We start from the raw sequence: 24,973 nt of genomic DNA, 5'->3' as shown, positions 1-24,973 counted from the left end.
GTGTAGGTATTATGATTAAACTTTGTGGTGTTAAAGAATATAACGAGAGTGTGTTCTCTTTACTAAATGAGCGACTACTGAAAAGCCCMGACAACCAATTACCCATGTATGCAGAAAATGCATTCCACGTTGTCAATACCAAAAATAAAGTGGCTTTCGTAAAGACATTGACCTCCAGAATAAGAGGTATTGAGAAAGAAAGTAAGCGGTCTAGAATTGAAAAGGTAATCCGCAAAGTGAATAAGATGTAAGATGCCCCCTATTCTTTCTTTTTAATAAGCATATGTCTGTTACTTACTACCCAACATTGCCTGTAGTAACTTCTCCGGCTCGCTTGTAATAGGCAATGATAACCCCTTTTGATGTAATATGATGTTCTGCTAATGTAAAAGCTGCCGGGATCACGGCGTTATCGAACAGTCTTTTTCCTTCACCAAGAATTATTGGGTAAATTTTTAAACGGAGCTCGTCCACAAGCTCATGTTTAAGCAACAAGTGAATGAGCTTACTACTACCCCAAACTTGAATGTCGGCACCTTCGGAATTCTTAAGTTTCTTTATATCTGCCACATTTTGGAGGAAAATAGTATTTTTCCAATCTGATTTTTCCACGGTCTGTGACAAGACATATTTGGCACCATCATTAATGCCAGGCCAAAAGTCAGCGTGATCGGGCCAGTAGGACGCAAAAATTTCATAGGTTTTTCTACCTAAAAGATATTCTGCAGGCTTCAACTCTTCCTGTATGATCTTGCCAAAAAGCTCATCTCCATATGAGGCGGTCCAGCCGCCATATTTGAAGCCACCTGATGTGTCTTCTCCGGGTCCACCTGGTGCTTGCATCACCCCATCTAGTGAAATCATCGACAATACTGTAATTTTTCTCATTTCGTTTTCTTTTTAGTTTGATGATAAAAGTATTTGATTGACAAGACAAAGATGGAGTGCATTTCAGAGTTTGATGTGGTGTAAAAACGACAACTTAGAGGTGAATTGCGTCAGAACATATAATTTATAGGTAGAACTACGTTTTTTATAATTCTTTCTTCATCATAATATCTATCTGCTCGTCGTTACCCATTTTGAATATGTGTTTGTCAAAAGCTATAAATCCGTTTTTTTCGTAGAATCTTATTGCTCGTGGATTTTTTTCCCAAACACCTAACCATAGATAAGAGTTATGCTTTTCCCGAGCAACCTCGAGCGCTTTCTCATAAAGAAGTTGACCTACCTTTTTTCCATGATGACTGCTTTTGACGTATATGCGCTCAATTTCTAAAGCTTTTTGGTCTTGTTGTTCTGTCTGTGCAGTTCCGGTATTTAATTTTAGATAACCAACAGGATTTTCATTTTCCCAAGCGATATAGAACGATGAATCTGGATTCCTCAATTCAGCAATCACGCGACTATTATTAAAACTGTCTTCAAGATACTTTTCCATATCCTCTTTCGTGTTACTATCGGCAAATGTTTCAAAGAAAGTTTCTCTACCAATGCGCTGAGTGGCACTTAAATCATCAATAGTAGCCTTTTTGACCTGTATGTATTCCATTATTTAACTTATTTTGGTTTACAAATTTACTCAATAACTAGATAAAACTATCTGATATCATTGTTGAGTTCGGCATCAAGTAAGCGGTCTGCATCATCATATCCAGTAGGCAGAATAATACCTTCCGTATTTGCCCCCGACGAAATCAACGCTGCAATCGAATCCGTTTTGCGGCAGTCCATCCAGTAGGAATCGGTACAAGCACGTATAGCGAGCAACAATGGTGTATTTCCGTTAGTATCTTTTGTATTTACGTTTGCTCCGTTATTGATGAGCATTTTTACTGCATCATGAGCTCCGCGCCAAGCTGCAATCTGCAATGCAGTACTATTTTTCGGAATTCCAAAATAACCATCTCCATTTACATAAGGCGTATCTACTTGAATATCCAAGGCAAGAATTCTTCCTATTCCTGCCGCGTTGTTATTTCCCGCAAACCCACCAAGTAGCATACCTCCATACTCAGCCGATAAAATTCCTGTTGCAGATTCATCCAGCGCACAGGCTCTGGCCAGTTCGTCCATTCCCTGCAGGGATATGTCAAATCCGTAATCCCGGAACAATTGCAATACGTCTGCCCTGCCCCTTTGTGCTGCCATCACTGTGGCAGATCTGCCGTCTTTCTGGCTTTGCAATCCAGGATTAGCATCATGCTCCAGTATCATCAATATGTTTTGTAACTGATTGTCGCGCAGGATGGCCTGGTGTAGCGCTGTAACGCCCCAAATGGTTAAACGATTAGGATCTGCCCCACTGTGCAATGCCAAGCGGATGCCTTCGGTATCATGAATATCACACTTACGCAACAGCATAGTAGCCAGGGAATCTACAGTCATCTTACCACTATCGAGCAATAGCTGGAAGGCACGGTTGTCGTAACTTTCTGGTGAATGATAAGGTATTTCGTTGTCGTTAGGATTTGCACCGTTGTTGAGAAGCAATCGGGTCAATTCCGGATGGAATGCTACCCCAGAAGCGCCATAAAGGACACTTTCCCACTCTGTATGAGGTGTATGCTGATCATCAAAGAAACCTGTATTTACATCAGCTCCGGCCCTGATCAATGTTTGAGCAGCGGAAACAAAAGATGCCGGAGGGAGACTATGCAAAAACCGGGAAAAACAGAGATAGGTTAATGCATCCCATCCTAGTGTTCCTCCTTTAGCGGTGGCAAGAGAAGGATCTTGAGCCAAAAAGTGTTTTATGGCGATGTCATTTCCAAGCAATGCAGCCGTGTAAATGCTACTTTCGGCAATGTCGGGAGAAGAAGCAAGTAAGGCTTCGGCTTCGTCTGTTGAGCCATACCATACACTGGCTTTAATAAAGGCATCTAGTGTGTTCATAAAAGGTAGCTTTTGAAATAAAGATAAATATTATTCGGATTTACCTGAACTGCTATCTTAACCTGTAAACTCAGAAACTTTACAATATGTGTTCATTATTTTCTTTTATTTGCAGTCAATATTAATCTATGAAAGTTAAAAGAATCGTTGTAGACATATCCACGCAAAACATAGATGCGGCCAAACAATTCTACCAAGTTATATTTGGGCTTGATTTATTGATGGATCATGGTTGGATTAAGACCTATGGGTCTAATGAGAATCAAAACATTCAGATAAGCTTTGCAACGGAGGGTGGTTCGGGTACACCGGTACCTGATTTATCTATCGAAGTCGATGACATTGATGAGGCGCTTAAGCGAATGAGAGATTGTGGGATATCAATTGAATATGGTCCCGTTGATGAGCCGTGGGGTGTTCGTAGATTTTTTGTGCGTGATCCTTTCAACAAATTGGTTAATATTTTGGCCCACATATAATTATCACAAATAATTACGGAGATAACTGAATTGCTAGCTATATAAGGAATAGCAAAACTACCCGCTTTTTTTTCTTACCTCCTTCTAACTGCACCATCAGTGTATAATTGCTTCAAAGGCTTGATTTGGTGAGGTAACCTTGCGATAAAAAATTATCACAAAAAATACAGGTAAACCATTAGAAAAAAATACAAATTTTCATCTATTGTTTGAAAAAGCAATAATTAGTCACTTTGAGTACATCTTAAAAATTACCGTTATGAAAAAATTTGGAATTATTTGCTTCGCCATGATATTATTTGGTGTAGCATCTGTAAATGCACAAGGCATTTTAGATAAAATAGACCGCGCGCTTGACAAGGCGGATAAAGCGGGAAAACAAGCTGATAGAGCCGGAAAAACCGGTGGTAAAATCGGTAGCTTCTTTGGCAAAAAGAAAGTTGCGGAGGAAGAAGTGGCAGCCGAAGCGCAAACTACTGTAAATATTATCGGTGTCGATTTTGCTACCCTAAAGAGCATTAATGAAAAGGCAGCAAGTACTAAGGGTGTGGCCAGTTCGAAAATGAAATTTAGCTCATCGGGCTCTACAATTAATTTGCAGCATAGTGGCACAACAGAAGATTTACTGGTTGCCTTACAACAGACCAATCCGGCCATCTTTGCCGAGAAAAATATTGAAGCCCTGGAAGACGGACAAATATCAATTAAAATTAAAAAGTAAAAGATAATACCAATGAAAAACACTTCAATTGTAATACTGGCAATAATATGCATCTCTTACCTTGCTTCATGCAAAAAAGATAAAGATGGGCCATCAAATGAAGAAATTCTTAAAAATAAAATCGAGGATGTAATTCCACAGCAATATTTAGATACCCTTAAAAGATTAAATTTTCCAGTTAATGAAGGTACAACACCCCCTAATATGGAGGGCGCATTTTATGTATCGCCACTGATTCTAAAAGCATCAAACATATCCGGAGATAAACCGGGAAATGCATTTCTGAGTTCAAAGGTGAAATTTTTTGACCAACACAATGATGATTTTGGTATAAGCTTAATTGGCGAGCATGTATTAACTTTAAGAGATACCAGCATTGTAACGGCAATATCAGGTTCGGGAAATAATTTTACCATCTACGGGAAAGTTAAATCTACTTATGGCTCCTACTCTGCCATATTTGCTACGATAATTTCGGGTGTAAAAGAAGGCAACAACATTAAAAATTACACTATTGGTTTAATAAACATTGATAACAGCAAAGGTGGTACAGGTATTTTCGTGCCTGAGGGAAAAGCCAGAATTGCTTATGATTCTGACTTAATCACCGAAAGCATTGAGTATGATGCAAAAACAGCAAATTCTGGTAATGAAAAAACCTTAAAGTTAGTAAAACCGTTAGGAGGAGATTAGATTTTTGCACTTAGCCCGGGGGCTAACCACCCCCACCCGGGCCACCTGGCATCCCCCTTGGAGGACGACCAACAAACTTTTGCAGTCTGAGTGTAATGGTGAGCAGGTAATAACGCCCTAAGCGGTTTACGCTGCTTTGCGTAATGGCATAAGCGTTTTGAGTTGAGGTAAAACCTGTATTCTCACTAAATACATCATACACAGAAAAGCGCAGCGTACCTATGTTGTTCTTTAGAAAACGCCGCTCTAGGTAGGTATTCAGAATATTTGGGTTGGTGGAACCACTGAAGCCTTCATAAATCATCTTGCTGTAGTTATAATTTAAGGTCCAATTTTTCAGGAAATAGAGGTTGCCATTCGTGCCAAGAGTAATGGTTTGAAAGTTATTGTCAATATTGGCATGTGCGACAGAATTTTTGGATTGATTAATACTATAACTGGCACTCGCCTCTGCGTCTAAAACCTCGGGAATATCTACCCTGAAACGTACTCCCTGAGAAAGCACAAAGTTTTTAGCGATATTCTTTTGGACAGTTTGATCAATACCGAGTGAATCGAGAACATCAGTGAGGTAAGAAATGTTGTTATTGTAAGTGACCTTCCCATTAAAGAATAAGCTGTATCTTCGTTTTGCCCATGGCTTGGCAAACGCATAATATGCCGAAGCATTATAAAACCCAGAAGCATTCTGATATTTCGTTAATATTGCCCCCGCTAGCCTTGGGTCAGCTTTGTAATTGCGTGGATAGGTAACGGTGTTGGCTACAATCTTATGGTCAGTTTGAGTAAAACTCAGGTTCACAAAAAAAGTTTTGCCCGTACCGTCTCCGAATTTGTTATACCTGATCTGAAAGTTGTTGTTGTACTCGGGCAGCAGATCCGCGTTACCCTGTATCGGATAGCTGGCCTCTGAAAAGTCAATCACCGGCTGCAATTGGTAATAGACTGGTGAATTGCTTGCTCCCTGGTAGTCCAAAGCCAGTGCCTGAAGGTCGGAGAAGTTATAAACATAATGCAGTACCGGTGAAAAATTAAATATGGTTTTGTGTGTCGGGGCAGTGGCAGATGATGAGCCCTTCAGCAATGTTGGTTGCGCGGTCACACCCAATGTAAAGTTATATTTCTGGTCAATTACCTGATAGTTTACGGTAAAATTGTTGGTGATGAAATTGAAATTGTAATCGTTACTTAAATTAGGATCGCGATTGACATCACCTGCGCCGGCAACCGTGTCGGTAAGCCTGTCCGCCCCTGTTTGTACGTTATGGTACTGGTAATTAAATTCCAGATATGTTTTTTTACTTATCGGCTCCAGGTATGACAAAGAAAGACCCAAGCTGTCGGTACGCCTGCTGGTATTGATCATCTGATTTACCGGCGCATTGGCATTGCCTTCCAGATAATTGTAGACAGGATTCTGATACTGTTTATTTCTTGTAGTACCACTGGCTAACAATACATTGAAATTGCGCCCGCGCTTCCGAAACCGATGGTTGTACAATGCACTAAGGCCAAAGTTGGGCGCCTTGGTGTGAGACAATAAACTTCTTGTATAATCTGAGATTAAAGTGTTACCGATATTTTGGGCTTGTAGCCTACTTGCAAAATTTTGATCGGTACGCCCCCCGCTGTACGAAAACGTTGGGATGAATTTAAAGTAATTTACTGTATCTGGCTTGTATTCTATATTGAATTTAAAACGATGGTTAAGATTCTGGGTATTCTCTGTGCTATTGCTGTTCTGGACTGAAGGTAGCTGGCCTGATATGTTATTTTGAACCGTTTTTAAAGTGGTGTATACCGAGTTGTCTGCAAGACTATAGCTGCCGTAAACTTTTACCTTTTTACTCCAATCATCACGATAATTAAACCCTAATGAGCGTGTGGTAGTAATACCTTTTGGATCCGGACCAAACACATTCGGACGGTCTCCGCCGGTAAAGGTAAACAGGCTTGTATTGGTATTGTTGACGTCACCTGATATGGTTATCTGACGCTTGTCCTGGAAACTGAATACATTGGTTGCTCCGACATAACGACCCCCATTTTTTATCCCTGCTGTTTCCCGAACAGCATCACGGCCGCTGCCCACAGTTCCCTGACCAAAATAGCCATGATTTTTATCCTTCCTGATATTAATGTTTAATACCTTTTGTGGGTCACCGATTTTGATGCCCGTAATATTGGCCTGATCACCGTAATCGTTTATGACCTGTACATTCTGCACCAGATTTGCAGGCAGGTTTCGGGTCAGGCTTTTCACATCACCTGCCATATAATCTTTCCCGTTGAGTCGCACCTTGTTTACTTGTTTACCTTGTGCTGTGATGTTACCATCGTTACTTACTTCTAAACCAGGCATTTTCTTAATGGCGTCTTCAATTACTGCACCTTCTCGCACTTTGTATGCTGATGCATTGTATTCAATTGTATCTTCCCTTATTTTAACCGCATTAGCATTAGTGACTGTAACACCTTGAAGCGTAATAGGGTCACTTTTTAATACGATTGGATCTAGTTCGGCTGTGATGTTGTTAGGAGCAAGATTATACCGCCGTTTAACACCCTGATAACCTAAAGAAGTAACCACCAGGCTGAATTGATTAACTGATACCGATGAGAAGGTAAACCTGCCAGTGGAATTAGTAGCAACAACTGAACTGTCTTTATCTGTAAACAATTTAATCGTTGCCCATGGTAGCGTTGCTCCTGTGGAATCTTTTACCACACCGGTTACCTGACGGCCGGTTTGTGCGTAAACCTGCATACTGAAAAGCAAGGCAGCAACTGAAAGAAAATGTAGACGTCTCATGATCCCTGATTTGGTGCGTTGCAAACCAAAACAGCTGTTGCAATTTTGTTGCCCTCTGCATCTGACTGGTAGGTAACTATTGTTACCTTGCTACCTATTTTTAAATCGGACACTAAGATGGCGCCTGAAGAGTTTCTGATGGTTGTCTGGCGGGTAAGTTTAATCATTACTTTCTCGCCGTCGCGCTGTTGAATAATGATAGCCTGATTTCCTGTACTTACAATCTGTCCCAGGCCACCGGTGCCCCCACAGGGGTCGTTGCCTTGAGAAGGCCCACTACCTTGACCCTCTTCAGCACGGTCAGACCTGCCGCGCTCCGGGCCCGGTTCCAAACTAAGGGGAAACTGACCCTTCTGGTAAAGAACAAGACCGTAAGATGCTGCGCCAGCAGCTACAAGCATCATTATAATTACGGCAATCCTGATATTTTTGGATTCCATCAAACGCAGCTTCTTTCCCAGAACGGTAAAGGCCCAATAGCCTATCATAACACCAAGTCCGTTTAATATAACATCATCAATATCAAATATGCCCACACGCAATAGTACCTGTAATCCCTCGATTGCAAAACCGGTGGCAATTGCAAGCACAAACATTTTTTTCCATGTGATGTCCGCAAAAACCAAAGGGCCCAGCAATCCTACCGGTACAAGCAAAATAATGTTTCCGATAAGATTAATGCCTCCGATTACCAAGCCCTTCTCCCCTAGCAGATACACCAAAATGGTTTTGAACGGAACTAAATTGGCCGGACCTGTTTGTGATCCACCAAAATAAATCATCAAGGAGCCTATCCTGATCATGGGCACATCCTTAAATACCATTACCTTGATCAGGATCGCACTATAAGCGATGAGAATAAATGTTGATATTAATTGCTTCTTCATAGACACAAAGCAAAAGCATTATTTATGCATCCTAAAATGTAATATACCGCGACAAGCAGATCATAGACGGAGGCTTCTTTTTGTTCGATTAACGAGATCTTATATATCATAAAAAAAGGTAATCCCCGTTAAAAGACGAAAAATGCCTGTTGGTCGGCACAAAATGGCTCAATAGCGCTGGAATTTGCAGGAAACCAGTTAATAAGTGATATTGCAGCTGTTTTTATTATGTTCCGGACAAATAATGAAACCAGTTTTATGAAATGAAACTATTACTATCAAAAAGCAAGCTGATAACCATATTGATACATATCCTCGTTTGGAGTGTATTCGGGCTGGCTATATTTTTTTATCTGCCTTTTTTTTCAGGGATTAATATTCATTATGCATTCTGGATAAGACAGGTAATTACGCTTGGCCTGCTGGTGATTGCATTTTATATCAATGCTTTTGTTCTGGTGCCCAGGTTTTTGTTAAAAAAACATCCTGGTTACTATTTTGCAATAATCATTGGGGTGATTATAGTCATCGTAATTTTAGATGGTTGGAGTGAACCGGCGCTTAACTTTCATCAATGGCTGTTTGATGAATCTTTTCATAAACGTTTGATGATGAAGATATTGGCACACCGAGGAGAAAATATATTGCAAGTGTTTACTTTAGTTATTTCTGTAATGGTGCTTGGTATCAGTACCAGCCTGGCCACCATTGGGAAATGGCAAAAAGATAAGCAGAAACGCGAGGAGATGGAAAAAGACAAGATCACTTCAGAGTTGTCGTTCCTTAAGGCACAGATCAACCCGCATTTCTTCTTTAATACATTGAACAATATTTATGTGCTTACCCAGGTTGACGGGGATATGGCCGGCGAGGCCATTCACCAGCTTTCTCGCATGATGCGGTATTTGCTTTATGAAACGCAGCAGGGACAAACCCAGCTGAGCCAGGAAATTGCCTTTGTGGAGGATTACATTAGTCTGATGCAATTGCGGTTAACCGACGCAGTAAAGGTGAAGATTGATACTCCCCCGCAATTAAAGGATATGCCCATGGCACCGATGATTTTATTGCCTTTCCTTGAAAATGCCTTTAAGCATGGGGTGAGTGCGACAGCGCAAAGTCATATCGATATTGTGATCCTGCAACGGGAAAGTCTGCTTGATATTACTGTAAAAAATTCGATAATGAAAGATAATAGTGTTAGCTTAGATACCAGCGGCGGCATTGGTTTGGTGAATACCCGCAGGAGGCTCGAGCTGCTTTATTCAGGTAAACATAAACTAGAGATCTGCGAGCTCAATGCCGATAATGAGTACACTGTTCACTTAATTCTGGATCTGTTATGATATTGAATTGCATTGCAGTTGATGATGAGCCCCTGGCACTTAGTCAGGTGTGCAAATTCATTGAACAAACGCCTTTTTTGCACCTGGCAGGAAAATACGCAAATGCTGTGCATGCACTAAAAGCCATTCGCACTGAGAAGATTGACCTCATATTTCTGGACATACAAATGCCCGACCTAAATGGCATTGAGCTGGCACGCGTACTGGACACGGGGCTTGATAAACCGCGCATTATATTTACTACAGCTTACAACCAGTTTGCCCTGGAGGGATACACAGTAGATGCTTTGGATTATCTGCTAAAGCCCTTTAATTACAAAGAATTTCACCGGACTGCCCAAAAGGCTTTGAACTATGCTGAATTACTAAATAAGCCTGCTGCAAAAGCCCCCGTGGCAAATGAAACAGAAAGTGCAGACGAAAATTATCTTTTTCTGAAAGTGGAATATCAACTTGTGCGCATCGCCCTGGATGATATTCTGTATATCGAAGGCTTAAAGGATTATGTAAAGGTTGAACTAAAGAATGCCGAGAAAGCAACCCTATCGCGTACCAGCTTGAAAGCATTGGAAGAAAAATTACCCCCGAAACGTTTCATGCGTGTGCATCGTTCGTTTATCGTTTCACTGGATAAGATCACATCCATGACCAAAAATTCGGTACATATTGGCAAAATGATGATCAGCGTGGGTGATCAGCATAAAGATGCTTTTGCTCAGTTTGTTGGGAAATGGACTTGAAAACCGCAACAAAACTGTAAGGCGTTTGGTCTATTGAGTAGTTTTATTTTCTGTAAAGTGGGCATCTTTTGAGCAGATATTCCAATGGGCCAGCATAAGAACCATCGGTATTACTTAAAAAAGCTTTATGGGTCTGGCTATAAATACTGGCGTTATTGTCCATATAAATATGCAGACTTACGGCCACATCGTATCGTTGAACAGCATTGCTGGATGAGGAACCGTAAGAAGAAATTCCTTTTACATCTTTGTCGCCATCGCGTTTCACCTTGGTATTTGAATTTTCGCTTGAAGAACTGGTCTGGTAGCCTTTATTTTGTGTAACTATGCCATCAACAATATACTCTACACCAAGTATATCACAAATTTCTTTCATGGTAAAACTTATCATTTTGTCTCTGGTTACCCCTGCCTTGGCTAACATAGCATTGGTTGTTCTTGAATCCAAAATGGTATAACCTGCCGAATGCTGTGAAAGGAATCCATAAGTGTCTTCCTGTGCCTTGAGGCCAATTGCATCTGCGCCAGGTTGATTGTCCATCAAATAAGTGAATGGGAGGACAGCTATTTTATTGTGATGATCAGCTGGGGAGGCAGACATGCTTACAGGATCTTTTTGGCGGTCCTGAGAAGGCTGACTCTGTTGGCTGATTATTTCAATTCTGCCACTGGAATGCACAATTTTAGCAATATCAGATTTTTTAACGACGTATTCCGCAGTTTCGCCATCATATATAAATGTAACATCGCTGTMGGTTACCTTGACAACTTTGCCTTTCATTTCTTCGCCGTTAAGTTTTTGAATAATATCTTGTTTTGCAGTATTTGTTTGTGCAAACAGATTAACAGAAATCAGACTTACAATAAGCCATAAGTAGAGCTTTTTCATAGGATTAAGATGAGTAAACAAATATAATAAATGTAACATATCTGTTTACTTCATTAACTTTTTTTTTAATATCAAATTTCAGGAGAGATTGAACCTCCTGAATATATAGTGAAGAAGTCCTTTTTATAAACCTCTCCTATTGGCAGTTCATTTATACCAAGGTAAATAGTATGGTGGTCAAAAGATTCAATATAATTCTTGTTCACCACATAGGATTTGCTTACGCGCAAAAAGGTATCCTGAGGAATTTTTTGATGGAAGGTTTTTAAGTTCATGGCTGTAATCAGCTTTTGGCCAGCCAGATGTATTACTACGTAATCCTTTAGTCCTTCTATAAATCTGATATCCTCGAATTTGATCCTGTGAAATCGTCTATCTGATTTGATTAACAAGAAATCTGCCGTATTACCTTCAAGTGTGTTCTTTTCAGGGTTGCCTGAAAGCAGGCTTTGATAAGTTTCGGCTTTTTTGATCGCTTTATCCAGCCTCCCTTTGTCTATGGGTTTGAGCAAGTAATCGATTGCGTCCAGTTCATAACTTTTTAAGGCATACTGCGGGTAGGCCGTTGTGAAGATAACCAATGTTGAGCCTGATAATTGAGTGGCAAAATCTAGCCCGGTAACCATGGGCATTTCGATGTCCAGAAAAATCAAATCGACTTTATTTGATTTCAGAAAATCAAGAGCGGTCCATGCATTTGAAAAACTGCCCAATATTTTAGCTGAGGATACTTCGTTGATCAACGCTTTCATCTCCGCTCTGGCCAAAGGTTCATCGTCTACAATGATACAGTTCATAAGGGCAATTTTAATAGAATTGAAAATTGATTTTCTGTGGAATCTATGGTTAAAAAATAGTTATTCTGGTAGAGCAGTTGCAGTCTTCGTTTAATGTTTGCCAACCCCAATCCACTATTCTTTTGATCGTTAGGTATAAACAGTGGATCTTTTGAGTTCATACAAAAGAAATGAAGTTCAGCATCAACAATTACAAATTTAATTGTGATGTGGGGCTCTCCACCACTCACATCCACACTATGTTTAACGGCATTTTCTACAAAAGTGGTAAACAAATTGGGTGGTACAAAGATCCCATCCAATATTCCGGGAGTATCGGGAATATTAATATCTACAGAAAGCTTGTCCCTCCTGAGCATCTCCAGGTTCAGGAAGTTCGACAAAAAGGTGATTTCTGATCGTAACGGCGTCTTTTCTTCATTATTATCATAAATCTGGTACCTTAAAAACTCAGAAAGTCTCATAATCACTAGATTAGCTTTCTCGGGATCTGTGCGTATCAATGCTTTTATGCCATTCAGCATATTAAAAAGGAAATGTGGATTAATCTGATTTCTTAGCTCATTGAGTTCCATCCTTAGGGTTATATTATTCAACTCGGCAATTCGCTCATTATCTTTTGTCCAGCGTTGAAATAATTTAATCATGGTGGTAATCAGGATAATCGACACTGTTATAAAAAAGCCCTCAAAAAAACCATGATCATCTTCTTTATAGCCATGTCCTAACTGCATTCCCGCTGAGTCTAGATACACTTGAAATAAACCAGATATGAAAGTAAGGCTGAGAAATACCAGGAGGGAAAAAAGAATTAGATACAACACGTACCTGCCCTTAAAAAAGTAAACGGGCACCAGTATATACATGTTGATGTAGCACATAGCAATTAATACTCCATAAACACTTAATAATCTAAAATAATTAAAAGGTCCGGAGTATTCTGCTTGCCAGTTAGAATAGGTAATAACAACCAAACTAACCACTAAAAGTACAGCGTGACGCAGGATCCTATACCGATCATCAACGATAACCTGCAAGAGATTTGTGTTCTTAAGCTCCAGATCTGCTTTCATTTAATTTTCTATTGCTGCAAAGATAAGGTTATGTCTTAGTTCACTTTGCGAAATTATACCAAATGACCTCTGTAATATACCAAATTCAGGTTTAAGGTTTGGTATGGCATTGAGGCGATCTGGTATATTATTTAGTGGATCTGGTATAATAACAAAAATGTGTCTTCGCATTATATATTCCTTTGCGTCCGGATTTACCCAATCTCTTTCGAAATTTTAACACAACATATGAACAGAATAAAAAGAACTGTGGCAACATTGAGTATACTCGCCTTAGCAATCAATAGCTTTTCTCAGACTACGGATAGTATCCCTAAAGGCAAGCAGGACAGTTTGAACTTCCCTAAAAGAGTGGCTACTTTTGCTGCCGACAAATTTGCAATAACCCGCCCGCTAAATATTGAGTTTACCCAAACTGCTCCCTTCAATTTCAAGTCAGAAAAAGACGGGAGTCTTTTACCCGTAAATAGTATAAACCGCTTTCAACAAGTTAAGGTGAGTGCTAATATTAGCCTCATTAAACGCAAGAGCTGGATTTTAGGTACAACCCTGGGATATAGATTAACTTCCGCAGAGGCAGAAATTGGAAATACAGGTACATCATACATCACCACTTCTAATGATCTTCACTATCTGTTTTCATCCCTGAATTTAACCTATTTTTCATCCTTATTCGGAAAACGGATGGTTTATAGCTCAAGTGTGATGTTGGATGGTAGCGACAAGCATTTGGAAAGAGTAAGGGGAATGCTTACGGCAACAATGGTATTGAAAGCAAATCCACGCACAAAAATGACCGTCGGAATTTTGGCCAGCATTGACCCTAGCGCACCGACTCCATTTGTCCCCACCTTCTCCTATGAACACAAATTCAACAACGGCATGATAGCAGACATTGTGCTTCCCCGAAGTTTGTATCTGAGAAAATTTGTTTTTAACCGTAACGGGAGAATTTCATTCGGCTCTGAACTGGACAGAACTGCATTTTACCTTTATAACCTGGATGGCACCGACCAAAAATATGAGTATGGCCAATTGGATGTCAATTCAGGACTGACCTACGAGCATGCGATTGGGAGACATTTTATGCTGACGGCAAAAAGTGGGATGAAATACACGCCCTCGGGGAGAGTATTTAAAAAAGAGGACTCATTTGCTGACCCCGTTTATAAAATCACTCCCGATCCCGTATTTTACTTTAATATAGGTATATCATTTAATCCATTTTCTATTCTTGGAAAGAAGAAATAACATATCAAAACAAATTATTATGGTAGCAATTTTCAAAACAAATGTTAAGCACCCTGCAGCTGCGATGAATGTTATTAGCCAGTTGTTGTGTGCATACCCGGCATTCAAAATTTCATTTGATCTGGAAGATGAGGACAAGATACTTAGGATCGAAGGAACTTTCTTTCATGTCGAAGATGTCGTTCATTCTCTTCTAAGTAATGGCTTTATCTGTATCCACCTTCCTTATGATCCGGATAGTTGCCCTGTTTTAGGGCATTACAATCATTAATGTTTCTATATTTGGATCGCAAATGGACTTTAGTATCCCATCCTTTTTTGTTAATTTGGATAAAAAAACCAAATGAAAAACCTGGGTGCACTATTCTGTATGTTGTTTGTATTTGTTTGCAGCCAAAACAGCAAGGCAGAATCAGTTAAGACCGTTATAAGCACGGCAAACACTTTTATTAAATCATTAAATACCGATCAGCAAAGGGCAGTGGTAATTGGTTATACTAAGGAAAATGCCACAAAATGGACCAATCTTCCATGTGGATTGCAATGCAGGGTTGGGGTTTTATTAGGCTCATTGACAGATATACAGCTTCAAAATGCTAAAGCAGTTGTTAAAGCAGCCATGGGAACACTACCTTCTAAGGGATATGACCAGGCTATGCAGATTTTAGCAGCCGATGGTTTTCTGGGTACAGGCCGTAAGGGATACTCACAGGGAAATTATATTATTGCATTTCTGGGTAAGCCAGAGATTACAGGCAAATGGCAACTTCAGTTAGGCGGTCACCATTTGGCGGTTAACTTAACGTTTGATAATGGTAAGGTTGTTAGCGCTTCGCCTCTCTTTATTGGCTTAGAGCCCAAAACCTGGACTACCAACGGAGTTACTTATGCCCCCCTTAAAGCCAATCACGATTTATTGACAAGTATGCTTGCTTCATTGAGTGATGAGCAATTAGAAAGTGCCAAATTAGCTAGCGGTTTTGACGATGTATCTGTAGGTCCGGGTGCTGATGGTAAATTCCCTGCCACAAAGGCCGGGCTAAAAGCAGGCTCGCTAAACAAACACCAAAAGACCTTGATAATTGAGGCCATGAAAGCTTGGGTTCAAATTGCTGATGATGCTACTGCCAAAAAACTATTGGCTTCTTATGCTGCAGAAATAGACAATACGTATATAGGATATTTTGGTGGTCCTTCACTTGCTAACAAAGGTGATTACATTCGCATTGATGGCCCATCTGTATGGATAGAGTTTATATGCCAGCCAGGTGCAGTATTTCCGGCTGAGGTGCATTACCATACTGTTTATAGAGATCACATCCGAGATTACGGGGGGAGTTTTAGTTTTTTTAATTAACTTCATCGCGCTTTGTTGCTAACTAGCAATGGGCATTAATCTTTATTAGCAATCTTAAGAATGGCCTTACCTAATATCTTCACAAAATCAGTTTCTGACGAGATAATTGCAAGAATAAACAAACTAACACCTGAAAGTCAACCTGAATGGGGCAAAATGGATGTTGCACGGATGCTTGCACATTGCAATGTTACCTACGAATTGGTGTTTGATAATATCCATAAGAATCCAAATGGCTTCTTAAAGTTTATTTTGAAGATGATGATCAAAAATAAGGTGGTGAATGAAAAACCTTATGGCAAGAACGGAGCTACAGCACCACAATTTTTAATTACTGATCCTAAGGTGTTTGAAACTGAAAAAGCACGCTTGATAAGCTATATTGAAAAAACTCAGCAATTGGGCGAAGATCATTTCGATAATAAAGAGTCACATTCTTTTGGTGTGCTTACAAAAACAGAGTGGAATAATATGTTTTACAAACACCTGAATCACCATTTGAATCAGTTTGGGGTTTAGTTAACACGACAGCCACCTCTACTTATAGCGCCAAAGTTAATTCGTAATCACTTATTGCAAAGAACAGATTTTGTATCTGATGAACATACTCTACCCTTTTCAAAGTGTGCCCGTTATACTGTACAATCCAGATTTCATGATTATTATCGTCAACTGAATTTAACAAATTGAACTCATTACTTTGACCCTGGCTATCTTCTACATAAGTGATGAATGAGCTTAGTTTAACCTGTAACCCCAGTGATGATGCCCAATATTCGTTTATTGGAACCCCCTGATATGAACCATGAAATGATTCCCAAAATTTTAGGGTTTTAAAATGATCCTCAGTTACAACAAACCAGCTTCCATCTTTAAGGCCAACAATGTTTCCAATTCTTAATTCATGTGCATCCATACGATTTATTTAAATAGCTATTACTAAATATACCAACTGGTGGGCTAACTTTTTAATTTTGTTTTTAAAAAGATTAATGGGTTGTAAAAACGTTGATCGAGCTGTTTTTGATTCATAGTTAACCAGCTGGCACAGCCATAATCGTCAAAATTTTTACGAATCTCCAGGTGAAGGTGATGGTAATCTCCTCCATACTTTTTCGACTCCTGCTTTGTAAATAGACGAGCGAGCTTTGTTTGTTCGGTTACCTGTTGGCCCTGACTCACATACACCTCTTTTAAGTGCTTGTAAGAAGTAAACATCACTTTACCATCGGCAAGTTTGTGTTTTACTACTACCGTGCGCTGGTTTTCTGCTAAATGTACTGAGCATACAACACCTTTTGCGATTGGATAAACACCTATCAAACTCGTTTTAGGTTTTAAAGGATTAATGTCTATTGCGGTATGTATGTGTCCTTTATAGAAGCTATCCCGATGATCTCCAAATATGCTGATTACTTTGATTTGTTTTATGTCTTTTCTGTTGGATACATCGAACGRCAATACCCAATTACTTGCTACAACTGCTGGAACAGCATCTACATAATAGGGTTTCCATCTGTCTTTATCAGTATCGATTGTTGGTTTTTGGAAGTTCAACAATAAAAGTACTGTAGTTAAGAGCGCTGTTTTTATCATTCTACTTTTTTAAGCTTTAAGACTTCTTTTTTAGATAACACTACCGGTTTAAAGGTTACTGTTTCTAATGGAAGATCATTTTTATCTGTTTTTACACCATTTATTGCATCAGCCACCTCCATTCCTTCAACTATTTCACCAAAAACGGTATAATCATTATCTAAATGAGGAGTTCCCCCTATTGTTTTGTAAGTGGTTCTCTGTGATGGTGAGAGCTTAATACCTTTCTTTTTTTCCAGCACATCGAGTTGTTCGTCTGTTTGCAGTTTACCTACGACCAGATATATTTGGGTAAGGTATGAGCTCTTTTCGGGATTGTCATTTCTACCTGCTCCAAGGGCACCTTTTTTATGAAATAATTTTGGTGTTATCTCTGCCGCTAAGCGTTGTATCGGTACTTCCGGATGTAGTTTTTCTCTTTCAAGAATAGTTTCGTCGAGCTCCCCTCCCTGGCTTACAAAGGATTTAATGACGCGATTAAATTGCGCGTTATTATAGAGGCCTTTTTTTATGGCTTGTAGAAACATATCTCTATGCTTAGGCGTTTGGTCATACAAGACCAGCGTAATATTTCCTTTGTTGGTGATTAACCTTACATAGGCGGATTGGGCGTTAGTAATCAACGCGAATAATAAAAGTAGCAAAGTTAGGACAGAAGTTCTCATCTGATTTTTCCAGTTTTAAGAATATCTAACGAATATAAAAGAATATTTGATTGATCCTGTCGATATATTCTTGCTCTCAGTCGATAAATTAACAGATCCGGCAGATTGGCTGTATGTTTTGATAATCTGCGGCATAAGCATTGCACTATGGCTATCAAATAAAACACATAAAATGAAAAAAATACTTTTAGCTGTAGTTTTCGGAGTAGCTTCGTTAAGCAGCATAAACACTCAGGCGCAGGTAAGCGTAAATATAAACATAGGTTCTCAGCCACAATGGGGCCCGGCCGGTTATGATCATGTTGATTATTATTATCTTCCTGATATAGACACTTATTACAACGTTCCTAATAAACAATACATTTACCTTAATAATGGGAATTGGGTGTTTAATAACAGCTTGCCCTCAAGATATAGAAACTACGATTTATACAATAGTTACAAGGTTGTAATTAACTCACCCAAACCCTATTTATCACATAAAGTGCATGTTAAAGAATATAGCAAGTATAAAGGTTACAAAGGAAAACAAAGAGTAATCAGAGATAGCAGGAGCATTAGACAGTCCAAACCTGCCGGTAACAAAAACAAATACCGTGAGGCAAAGGGCAATAGCAAATCCCGTGAAGGTAAAGGCAATGGGAAACATGGCAACGGCAGTGGTAATAATGGGAAACACTAAATAAGATTAATCAATAAAAAAGGCAGTCCACGTGCTGCCTTTTTTATTGTCCTACCCCTTTAAAGCTTTAGCGATCTGTGCTATTAAACCTGCTTCGACAAAGGGTTTGCTAACTACACCGGAGAACCCTTTGTTCAGGATTTTATTCATTTCAAATTCTTCCGGGTTTGCGCTGATAACAATTACAGGTAGCTTGCTCAATGGATCAGGTAACTTCTTTATCGCCTGAAGAAGCTCATATCCATTCATTTCCGGCATCTGAATATCAGTTAAAACTACTGTTATGTTTTCTTTTGCAAGAACATCCAGTGCTTGTTTCCCATTAGCCGCACTATAAAATTTAACGTTCCATTTTTGCGTCATCATTTTCAGGAATTTCAGATTTAATTCGTTGTCATCAACCGCAAGAATACTTATTCCATTAAACAGTGCGAGCGGATCCTCTGTAGTTTGATTTACTACTGCCTGATCATTGCTACTGTTTTCAAGATATGGAATGTAGAAGCTAAAGGTACTCCCGGTGCCTTCGGTGCTCTTTACGCTTATTTTACCACCCTGCAGCTCTACAAACTGCTTACAGATATACAGCCCCAAGCCTGTACCGGTTTTGCCTTTTGAGGAATTTGTTTGGTAATATTTAGAGAACAGGTTAGTTTGCTGATCGGCACTTATTCCCATTCCCGTATCCGTTATCCCTACCTCTAGTCTGGGTTTATCGTTTACTTTTGTTAATACCGCATTTACGGAGACCTCACCTTCTTTGGTGTATTTTATCGCATTGCTTAACAGGTTAATCATAATTTGTTTTAGCCTAAAACTATCTCCGAGTAAAACAGCCTCTTTATCACCTTTAAATTCGTATTTCAGTTTCAGCATTTTCTTGGTGGCACTGAATTCCATGTTTTCTATTAAGCCTCTGAGTATAAAATCAGGATTGAACGGATCGGTGTTGAACTTAAATTCACTGTTCTCCATTTTAGCCGCATCCAGGGTGTCGTTCAAAGTACCCAATAGCATATCCGATGACAATCGGATAGAATCTAACATATCGGATTGACGTTTTGACAACTCTGTTTGACTGAAAATATATAAGAACCCCTTAATAGCAGTTAACGGATTCCTTATTTCATGACTCATGTGCAGTAAAAGGTCCATTTTTTGCTGTGCAATGGTTACTGCCCTTTCATTTTCCTTACGCAATTGTTTTTCAGAACCGTTAAGCTTTACTATAAATATAATTAACAGCATGGCAAAAACCAGCACAAGAAAAAGGGCTGCCAAATACAGCCTGTTTAATAAATCTGTTGATTCCTGATAACTTTTAAAAGCCATTGTTTTAAATTCATCGGCCATATTGTAGTTGAGTGTCTTCACCTCATTAATGATGTTTTCCAGTTCAGTACTAATGTGATCATTCAGGCTTATCAGTTCGCGCTGCATGGTAAGCATCTTTACGTTTCTTTCTTGCAGTTTCTGCAATTTATCCAGGTATACGGCCCTATCGCTACTAAGCCCTTTCCGGGTGGCAAGAGCCGAGTTCTCGGTCTGCTCGCGATGGTTAATTTCAACCACAGCTGTGGGAGAACCGTCATTTTTGTTAGAAATGGCATCCTTTAATCTCGAAAAGAGCCCCTTTTTTTGAACAATTACTTCTTTACGAACGGTATCTGTTTTGCTTTTTACTTTGCTGCTTGATTTGATGCTGGTAACCAGCTTTTCTTCTCCCTTACTTCCTTCAGCTTCAAAAGTGGCATATACAGTGAGCAGGGAATCAAAATTATGTTTAACAGCATACAACTTGTCTGAAAGCTGCAGCTTTTTACGATACCAGTCTTTCACTTTTATGCTTTGATCAGGTGTTATCTGAAGCGTATCTGTGGTTCTTTTTAATAAGGTATCAATCTGGTTAAAGGCTTTAGACAGCTTGGATTTATAGTCCGCACTTTTTTTGCTTTTAACATTAAGTAAGGACTCTTGAAAATCGTCTTCTGCCTGGTGGAGCAGCAGCAGTATTTGCTGGGGCTTGGAGCCATCAACGTCTACATTGTTGGCCTGCTTAACTATGTTTTCTAATTTATGTGATATAGAGTTACGTACAAAAAGTGCAGCGATCGCCAAAACAATTACAATAGCCAGAAAAGCAAGAAGAATTTTCCTGGACTGAGTCTGTGTGTAGGTTACTTTCATTAAATATGTTAAACAAGTAGGATAAATTGCAACAAAAAGTTTGTCACGCTGTGCATATAGGCAAATAGCATACCAATGCATTTTCTGACCATTTATAACTACTTTGACGCACTGCCCTATTGTTTATTACCCGCTACAAGAAAATTTTTGCTCAACTTGTAGATAAAAACAGCTTTAATCTAATGTACTTTGCTCTGCCTGGTGCCCCAGGTAGGCAAGATGATTAGCTATTTCCTCGGCCTTAACCAGGTCAGTTTGTTTGTTCATTTGTTCTTGTTTGACCGTACCAGCTTTATTTTGGATAAATAAAATACCTACAACTATGCCAACTACAAGCCCAGTTATAAATCCAAAGGAGGCTTTTGTGTGTTCAACTTTTTTGAATTTCATAATATAAGGTTTTTATTTAGAACATTCTGATAATGAAAGTGTTTTAAGAAATTTTATCACCTTGTAAGTACCAAATAGATAAATAATGAAAATAGCGCTCCCAATTTCTTTATTACTCAGTATTTCTTCAATTACTTTTGCTCAGACGACTACTTCAGGAACCATAACTATGAATGGTTCTGAATAAATAAGATGATAGATCAAAGTAAGGATGTATATGATGAGCAGGGAAACAGAGTTGACTCGCTGAAAGTGGTTAACATGCTTGTGGGAAAGGAATATAGAATTGTGCTGAAGAAGAAGGAATCGGACAGCCAGTTTAGAAAAATCATTGAAAAAAGAGACCTTAAAAAGGAAGCTGAAACATATGAACTTATAAAATATCCTTACGTCCAGCAAGCCCCAGGTTGAAGGTTGGGTCTGTATTGAATCTGGATCCCCCTGGCTAAGAAAACGAATATTGACGCCTTGAAAAAAAATCAATACTAATGATTTTCTGGCACCCAAACTGCTTTGAAACAGGAGATTACAACAAAGTAAATGAGGTTATTAGATCAGTAAAAAATCCAGAAAATCTGGAAGTTTTACTGATCACGTATGAAACGGTAGATAAGGTTGCTGAAGGGTTAAAACAGACCCCTATCTTTTATACTCAACTACTTATAGATGCCTCTTCTATTACCAAAGCATATCAGACTAACAATCTGCCATTACTGATAGTGGCGGATCAGAACCATAACATTAATTTTGCTTCTATGGGATGTTCAGATGATGTTGTGCGCGGTCTGAAGCAAGCCATTTTAGAAGTCGACAAGTAGTTAATTAATCGATATGTATCTGCGTATAACAGATTTCTGACCGTCCATTCTTTTCTCTTTCCCAGGCTACCAATGCCCCGTTACTTATTCGGGTAATTACTGCGTGATGATCTCCTTGCTGCCCGTCAGTAATTGAAGTAATTCTACCCTCTTTTCCTGGGATTAAAGTTCTCAATACTATTTTAGAATTTGCAGCAGGTCCGTGGTTCATGGTCATTCCTCCATGAGAATGGTTCATTTTCATTGGTTTTTCTTCCGGCTCGTCTTTTAATTCTTCACAAACCATAACCAGTTGATCATTTGCAAGTGAAATTAACTGGGGGTGCCTGCCCTGAGCTGTGATTAGCCTACGTTTATCAAAATCAAGTGCCTTATTTGATGATGCGTTATAGATTCCCGATCCGCCCCCTGCGGTAAACCAAACTGCATTTACACCCTCTTTTGTAACTGCAAGTGACGGGCCCGAATGCGGACAACCATCTATCTCCCAGTTGTCGTTACTAATGGCTTTTACAGCACTAAAAGTTTTTCCATTGTCGGTAGATAGTTTATAGCCCATATCCCGAACCTGTTTGTCTGAAAGACCTGTTGGGAATGTAATATTTCTGTAAGCCAAATGAATATTCCCTGCTTTATCAGTGAGAATATCTGTCCTGCAGCACTCACAGGTACCTTTTTCGAGGCAAGTATCTGTACCAAAGCCATTGCCTTTGGTTGTTCTGTTAAAGAATAAAGCCGAACCTTTAATACTTTTGCCAAAACGTCCATCAAGCCAAACAGCGGCAAGCTCTCCGTTTTTTAAGGTTGTAATGTCAAAAAAGCTGCGACCATAATTGTGCGTTGTATCTGAGTGCAAAAACTGCGATGCAGACCAGGTTTTACCATTGTTACTTGAGGAACTGTAATAAATCAAACCTGCGTAAGGATTTTTTTCATTAGGAAACCGTTTTGAATACACTGCTATCACGGTGCCATCAGCCTTAAAACCTACTTTACCCATACTCTCGGCAGATGTACTGATCCCGCTGGAAGCGGGAACAGTAACTGGGTTGCCAAATGTATTGGTTTGTTCGTTATAACTTGCATATTTTAAGCGATAAAGAGAATCTTCACCATCTTGCTCTGACCAGCAAAGAACCGGATTACCTTTGTTATCTTGAGTTAGGTAAGCCCCTACTGCTACCCCCTGGGTACTTAAAGTTCCAATTGTAGCTTTGTCGTGCTTTTGCTTACATGCAGTAAGAAAAATGAGTCCTGTCAACAATACTGTTATTATTCTTTTCATTTTAGTAATTGTTAGAATATGTATTTTACATTTAATCCACCATAGCCATTTCGTTTTGGCGAGGGATTAAAATATGCTGGCTGTCCTCCGTTAAAACTAGCTGCATTTAATGAAACAATTGAGCTGTAGTTTTTATCGAGAATATTATCCAGACCTGCATAAACGTTTAGTTCAAGATGCTTCACTACTTGTTTCTTGTAACCTAATTTGGCATTTACAACATTGTAAGATGGATTGTAGCTTGTATTCGCATCGTTAAGAGGTAGTTTATCACTATAAAAATAGCTTCCATAGAAATACAATCCGCTTTTGGTTTCAAGATCTATTCCTGCATTTACCATCCAAGGCGCAATACCGGTTAATTCATTTCCATCATAAGTGGCTGTGACCTCATTTTGGGCATTTAAAGTCTTATAGTCTTTAAATTTAAAATCTGAATAGGTTATCGCTGCAAAAGGGCGTAAGCTAAGAATCTGGCTATCGTCTTCTGGTTTAAATAACTGATAGGATAACGACAGTTCTACACCATTATGGCTGGTTTTACCTGAATTATTATAGATAGTGATGCCTTGCTGAATAGATTGGGCAATAAGCTCACCCTTCATGTCCATTTTAAATAAGGCAAGATCGTATTCCAGACGAGATTTTAAGAGGTTACCCTTTGCATTAAACTCATAATTCAGCCCCTTTTCTGCCTGTAGATTCGGATTGATAGAGCCATCTACGTTCTTTATTTCGGAACTCGAAGGCGGAGAAAACCCTGAGCTTACACTTGCATGTAAACTAATCGCATCACTGAAAGTGTGGCTAAGGGCTATGCGTGGTGTTGCTTGTGGATCAAACTTTTTAACTCCGCTCTGGTTGGGTTTCAAGTAATCCCGAACATCATAATTCAGACTGTTGTAGCTAATACCTAAAGTTAAGGTAGTCTTTGCAGTCAGCTCTGTTTCAGACTGATAAAATAAGGAATACTGAGTGTTTCGATAATCAATATTAGCGTTTATTGTTCCTTCTTTACCCTGGTTGTTAACATACTGCGTTCCCTTGGTTAGACCACTGTTAAATTCAGCACCAACAGTAAATTTAGTAGGTAAAACACTAAAGCCGGGATCGTAGGCAAAGCGGGTTCTGCCACCGTAACTTTGGTATGTATTACGGATATACGCATAAGGAAGTGGGTGATTCAAATCGTAGAAATATGTAAAAACACTTGTGGTGTTAGAGAACTGATCGTTAAAGCGATATTGCTGTCCCAGGCCTACCCTTGTCCAGTTCTGATATCTACCTGCCGCTTTATCTAGATTTGTAGCGTTTGCTTGCTTTGGATTTGCAGCCACCTGATCCTGAGTTAACGACCCCGGAATTTGCGAATACTGTGTAGTTCTGTTCAGCATTAAAGTAACAATGCGC

General features: G+C 39.3%; 28 protein-coding genes. 13 read left to right on the top strand and 15 right to left on the bottom strand.

Annotated features, from left to right (window positions below; all coding sequences use genetic code 11):
• Window positions 1-251: hypothetical protein (locus tag AC1DG9_RS09880; protein WP_477634565.1), on the top strand; the 251-nt coding region annotated here is incomplete at its 5' end.
• A 46-nt stretch (window positions 252-297) separates the two neighbouring features.
• Here the strand turns inward: AC1DG9_RS09880 and AC1DG9_RS09875 are convergent.
• The 3 genes from AC1DG9_RS09875 to AC1DG9_RS09865 all read right to left on the bottom strand — a co-directional run bounded on the left by AC1DG9_RS09875 (window position 298) and on the right by AC1DG9_RS09865 (window position 2,895).
• The gene (locus AC1DG9_RS09875; RefSeq protein ID WP_172662666.1) at window positions 298-888 is read right to left on the bottom strand and encodes a dihydrofolate reductase family protein; all 591 of its coding nucleotides are present in this window, start codon (window positions 886-888) and stop codon (window positions 298-300) included.
• A gap of 145 nt (window positions 889-1,033) precedes the next feature.
• Window positions 1,034-1,552: a GNAT family N-acetyltransferase gene (locus AC1DG9_RS09870; RefSeq protein WP_172662665.1), complete on the bottom strand. Its 519-nt coding sequence runs from the start codon at window positions 1,550-1,552 to the stop codon at window positions 1,034-1,036.
• A 47-nt stretch (window positions 1,553-1,599) separates the two neighbouring features.
• On the bottom strand, window positions 1,600-2,895 hold the full coding sequence (locus tag AC1DG9_RS09865) for an ankyrin repeat domain-containing protein (RefSeq protein WP_172662664.1): 1,296 nt from the start codon (window positions 2,893-2,895) through the stop codon (window positions 1,600-1,602).
• Window positions 2,896-3,023: 128 nt separating this feature from the next.
• Here AC1DG9_RS09865 and AC1DG9_RS09860 point away from each other — a divergent pair, with 128 nt between their 5' ends.
• The 3 genes from AC1DG9_RS09860 (at window position 3,024) to AC1DG9_RS09850 (ending at window position 4,788) form a co-directional block, all read left to right on the top strand.
• On the top strand, window positions 3,024-3,374 hold the full coding sequence (locus AC1DG9_RS09860) for a VOC family protein (protein WP_337716011.1): 351 nt from the start codon (window positions 3,024-3,026) through the stop codon (window positions 3,372-3,374).
• A 259-nt stretch (window positions 3,375-3,633) separates the two neighbouring features.
• Window positions 3,634-4,095, top strand: a complete 462-nt coding sequence (locus AC1DG9_RS09855) for a hypothetical protein (RefSeq protein WP_172662662.1) — start codon at window positions 3,634-3,636, stop codon at window positions 4,093-4,095.
• 12 nt (window positions 4,096-4,107) lie between these two features.
• Window positions 4,108-4,788, top strand: a complete 681-nt coding sequence (locus tag AC1DG9_RS09850; RefSeq protein WP_288881549.1) for a hypothetical protein — start codon at window positions 4,108-4,110, stop codon at window positions 4,786-4,788.
• A 22-nt stretch (window positions 4,789-4,810) separates the two neighbouring features.
• Here the strand turns inward: AC1DG9_RS09850 and AC1DG9_RS09845 are convergent, their stop codons facing one another.
• Together AC1DG9_RS09845 and AC1DG9_RS09840 are read right to left on the bottom strand one after the other, a co-directional pair.
• A complete protein-coding gene (locus tag AC1DG9_RS09845; protein ID WP_337716009.1) occupies window positions 4,811-7,600 on the bottom strand; it encodes a TonB-dependent receptor in 2,790 nt (929 codons plus the stop codon).
• Complete coding sequence (locus AC1DG9_RS09840) at window positions 7,597-8,487, bottom strand: VanZ family protein (RefSeq protein WP_337716007.1); 891 nt, start codon at window positions 8,485-8,487, stop codon at window positions 7,597-7,599. Before AC1DG9_RS09840 ends, AC1DG9_RS09845 begins: the two co-directional genes overlap by 4 nt.
• 263 nt (window positions 8,488-8,750) lie before the next feature.
• Between AC1DG9_RS09840 and AC1DG9_RS09835 the strand changes: the two genes are divergently transcribed.
• Together AC1DG9_RS09835 and AC1DG9_RS09830 are read left to right on the top strand one after the other, a co-directional pair.
• Window positions 8,751-9,833: a sensor histidine kinase gene (locus AC1DG9_RS09835; RefSeq protein WP_288881542.1), complete on the top strand. Its 1,083-nt coding sequence runs from the start codon at window positions 8,751-8,753 to the stop codon at window positions 9,831-9,833.
• Complete coding sequence (locus tag AC1DG9_RS09830; RefSeq protein ID WP_288881540.1) at window positions 9,830-10,573, top strand: LytR/AlgR family response regulator transcription factor; 744 nt, start codon at window positions 9,830-9,832, stop codon at window positions 10,571-10,573. The genes AC1DG9_RS09835 and AC1DG9_RS09830 overlap by 4 nt, the downstream gene beginning before the upstream one ends.
• A 43-nt stretch (window positions 10,574-10,616) precedes the next feature.
• Here the strand turns inward: AC1DG9_RS09830 and AC1DG9_RS09825 are convergent, their stop codons facing one another.
• From AC1DG9_RS09825 to AC1DG9_RS09815, 3 genes are all read right to left on the bottom strand, one after another.
• Entirely contained in the window at window positions 10,617-11,462 is an 846-nt protein-coding gene (locus AC1DG9_RS09825) for a hypothetical protein (RefSeq protein WP_477634564.1), read from the bottom strand.
• A gap of 71 nt (window positions 11,463-11,533) precedes the next feature.
• Window positions 11,534-12,259: a LytR/AlgR family response regulator transcription factor gene (locus AC1DG9_RS09820; RefSeq protein ID WP_337716005.1), complete on the bottom strand. Its 726-nt coding sequence runs from the start codon at window positions 12,257-12,259 to the stop codon at window positions 11,534-11,536.
• Window positions 12,256-13,332 carry a sensor histidine kinase gene (locus AC1DG9_RS09815; protein ID WP_337716003.1) on the bottom strand — a complete coding sequence of 359 codons (1,077 nt, stop codon included), beginning with the start codon at window positions 13,330-13,332 and terminating at the stop codon, window positions 12,256-12,258. Before AC1DG9_RS09815 ends, AC1DG9_RS09820 begins: the two co-directional genes overlap by 4 nt.
• A gap of 228 nt (window positions 13,333-13,560) precedes the next feature.
• On the opposite strand from AC1DG9_RS09815, the gene AC1DG9_RS09810 reads away from it, so the two are divergent.
• The 4 genes from AC1DG9_RS09810 (at window position 13,561) to AC1DG9_RS09795 (ending at window position 16,459) form a co-directional block, all read left to right on the top strand.
• Window positions 13,561-14,583 (top strand): hypothetical protein, encoded by a 1,023-nt coding sequence (locus tag AC1DG9_RS09810; RefSeq protein ID WP_172662650.1) that lies wholly within the window; start codon window positions 13,561-13,563, stop codon window positions 14,581-14,583.
• 19 nt (window positions 14,584-14,602) lie between these two features.
• The gene (locus tag AC1DG9_RS09805) at window positions 14,603-14,854 is read left to right on the top strand and encodes a methyltransferase type 11 (RefSeq protein ID WP_172662649.1); all 252 of its coding nucleotides are present in this window, start codon (window positions 14,603-14,605) and stop codon (window positions 14,852-14,854) included.
• Window positions 14,855-14,926: 72 nt separating this feature from the next.
• Complete coding sequence (locus tag AC1DG9_RS09800) at window positions 14,927-15,940, top strand: DUF3500 domain-containing protein (protein ID WP_216854462.1); 1,014 nt, start codon at window positions 14,927-14,929, stop codon at window positions 15,938-15,940.
• A 60-nt stretch (window positions 15,941-16,000) separates the two neighbouring features.
• The gene (locus AC1DG9_RS09795) at window positions 16,001-16,459 is read left to right on the top strand and encodes a DUF1569 domain-containing protein (RefSeq protein ID WP_172662648.1); all 459 of its coding nucleotides are present in this window, start codon (window positions 16,001-16,003) and stop codon (window positions 16,457-16,459) included.
• A 22-nt stretch (window positions 16,460-16,481) separates the two neighbouring features.
• On the opposite strand, the gene AC1DG9_RS09790 is transcribed toward AC1DG9_RS09795, so the two are convergent.
• Genes AC1DG9_RS09790 through AC1DG9_RS09780 form a run of 3 tightly spaced genes read right to left on the bottom strand, consistent with a single transcriptional unit; the run spans window position 16,482 to window position 18,201 of the window.
• Window positions 16,482-16,856, bottom strand: coding sequence for a hypothetical protein (locus tag AC1DG9_RS09790; protein WP_337716001.1), 375 nt, complete (start codon window positions 16,854-16,856; stop codon window positions 16,482-16,484).
• Window positions 16,857-16,900: 44 nt separating this feature from the next.
• Window positions 16,901-17,536 (bottom strand): M23 family metallopeptidase, encoded by a 636-nt coding sequence (locus AC1DG9_RS09785; RefSeq protein WP_477634563.1) that lies wholly within the window; start codon window positions 17,534-17,536, stop codon window positions 16,901-16,903.
• A complete protein-coding gene (locus AC1DG9_RS09780) occupies window positions 17,533-18,201 on the bottom strand; it encodes a peptidylprolyl isomerase (protein WP_172662645.1) in 669 nt (222 codons plus the stop codon). Before AC1DG9_RS09780 ends, AC1DG9_RS09785 begins: the two co-directional genes overlap by 4 nt.
• 172 nt (window positions 18,202-18,373) lie before the next feature.
• Between AC1DG9_RS09780 and AC1DG9_RS09775 the strand changes: the two genes are divergently transcribed.
• Window positions 18,374-18,883: a hypothetical protein gene (locus AC1DG9_RS09775; RefSeq protein WP_172662644.1), complete on the top strand. Its 510-nt coding sequence runs from the start codon at window positions 18,374-18,376 to the stop codon at window positions 18,881-18,883.
• A gap of 51 nt (window positions 18,884-18,934) precedes the next feature.
• On the opposite strand, the gene AC1DG9_RS09770 is transcribed toward AC1DG9_RS09775, so the two are convergent.
• Window positions 18,935-21,070, bottom strand: coding sequence for a hybrid sensor histidine kinase/response regulator (locus AC1DG9_RS09770; protein ID WP_172662643.1), 2,136 nt, complete (start codon window positions 21,068-21,070; stop codon window positions 18,935-18,937).
• A gap of 174 nt (window positions 21,071-21,244) precedes the next feature.
• Window positions 21,245-21,460, bottom strand: coding sequence for a hypothetical protein (locus tag AC1DG9_RS09765; protein ID WP_172662642.1), 216 nt, complete (start codon window positions 21,458-21,460; stop codon window positions 21,245-21,247).
• 192 nt (window positions 21,461-21,652) lie between these two features.
• Between AC1DG9_RS09765 and AC1DG9_RS09760 the strand changes: the two genes are divergently transcribed.
• Together AC1DG9_RS09760 and AC1DG9_RS09755 are read left to right on the top strand one after the other, a co-directional pair.
• Window positions 21,653-21,871, top strand: a complete 219-nt coding sequence (locus AC1DG9_RS09760; protein ID WP_172662641.1) for a hypothetical protein — start codon at window positions 21,653-21,655, stop codon at window positions 21,869-21,871.
• A 77-nt stretch (window positions 21,872-21,948) separates the two neighbouring features.
• A complete protein-coding gene (locus AC1DG9_RS09755; RefSeq protein WP_172662640.1) occupies window positions 21,949-22,278 on the top strand; it encodes a hypothetical protein in 330 nt (109 codons plus the stop codon).
• 4 nt (window positions 22,279-22,282) lie between these two features.
• On the opposite strand, the gene AC1DG9_RS09750 is transcribed toward AC1DG9_RS09755, so the two are convergent.
• Window positions 22,283-23,563: a sialidase family protein gene (locus AC1DG9_RS09750; RefSeq protein ID WP_337715999.1), complete on the bottom strand. Its 1,281-nt coding sequence runs from the start codon at window positions 23,561-23,563 to the stop codon at window positions 22,283-22,285.
• Window positions 23,564-23,574: 11 nt separating this feature from the next.
• Window positions 23,575-24,973, bottom strand: a 1,399-nt coding sequence (locus tag AC1DG9_RS09745) for a TonB-dependent receptor domain-containing protein (protein ID WP_477634562.1), incomplete at its 5' end; no start/stop codon positions are given.

Source organism: Pedobacter sp. 05L430 (assembly GCF_056397585.1).
Note: the sequence above shows the minus strand (reverse complement) of the source record. Positions and strands in the feature narration are given on the sequence as shown.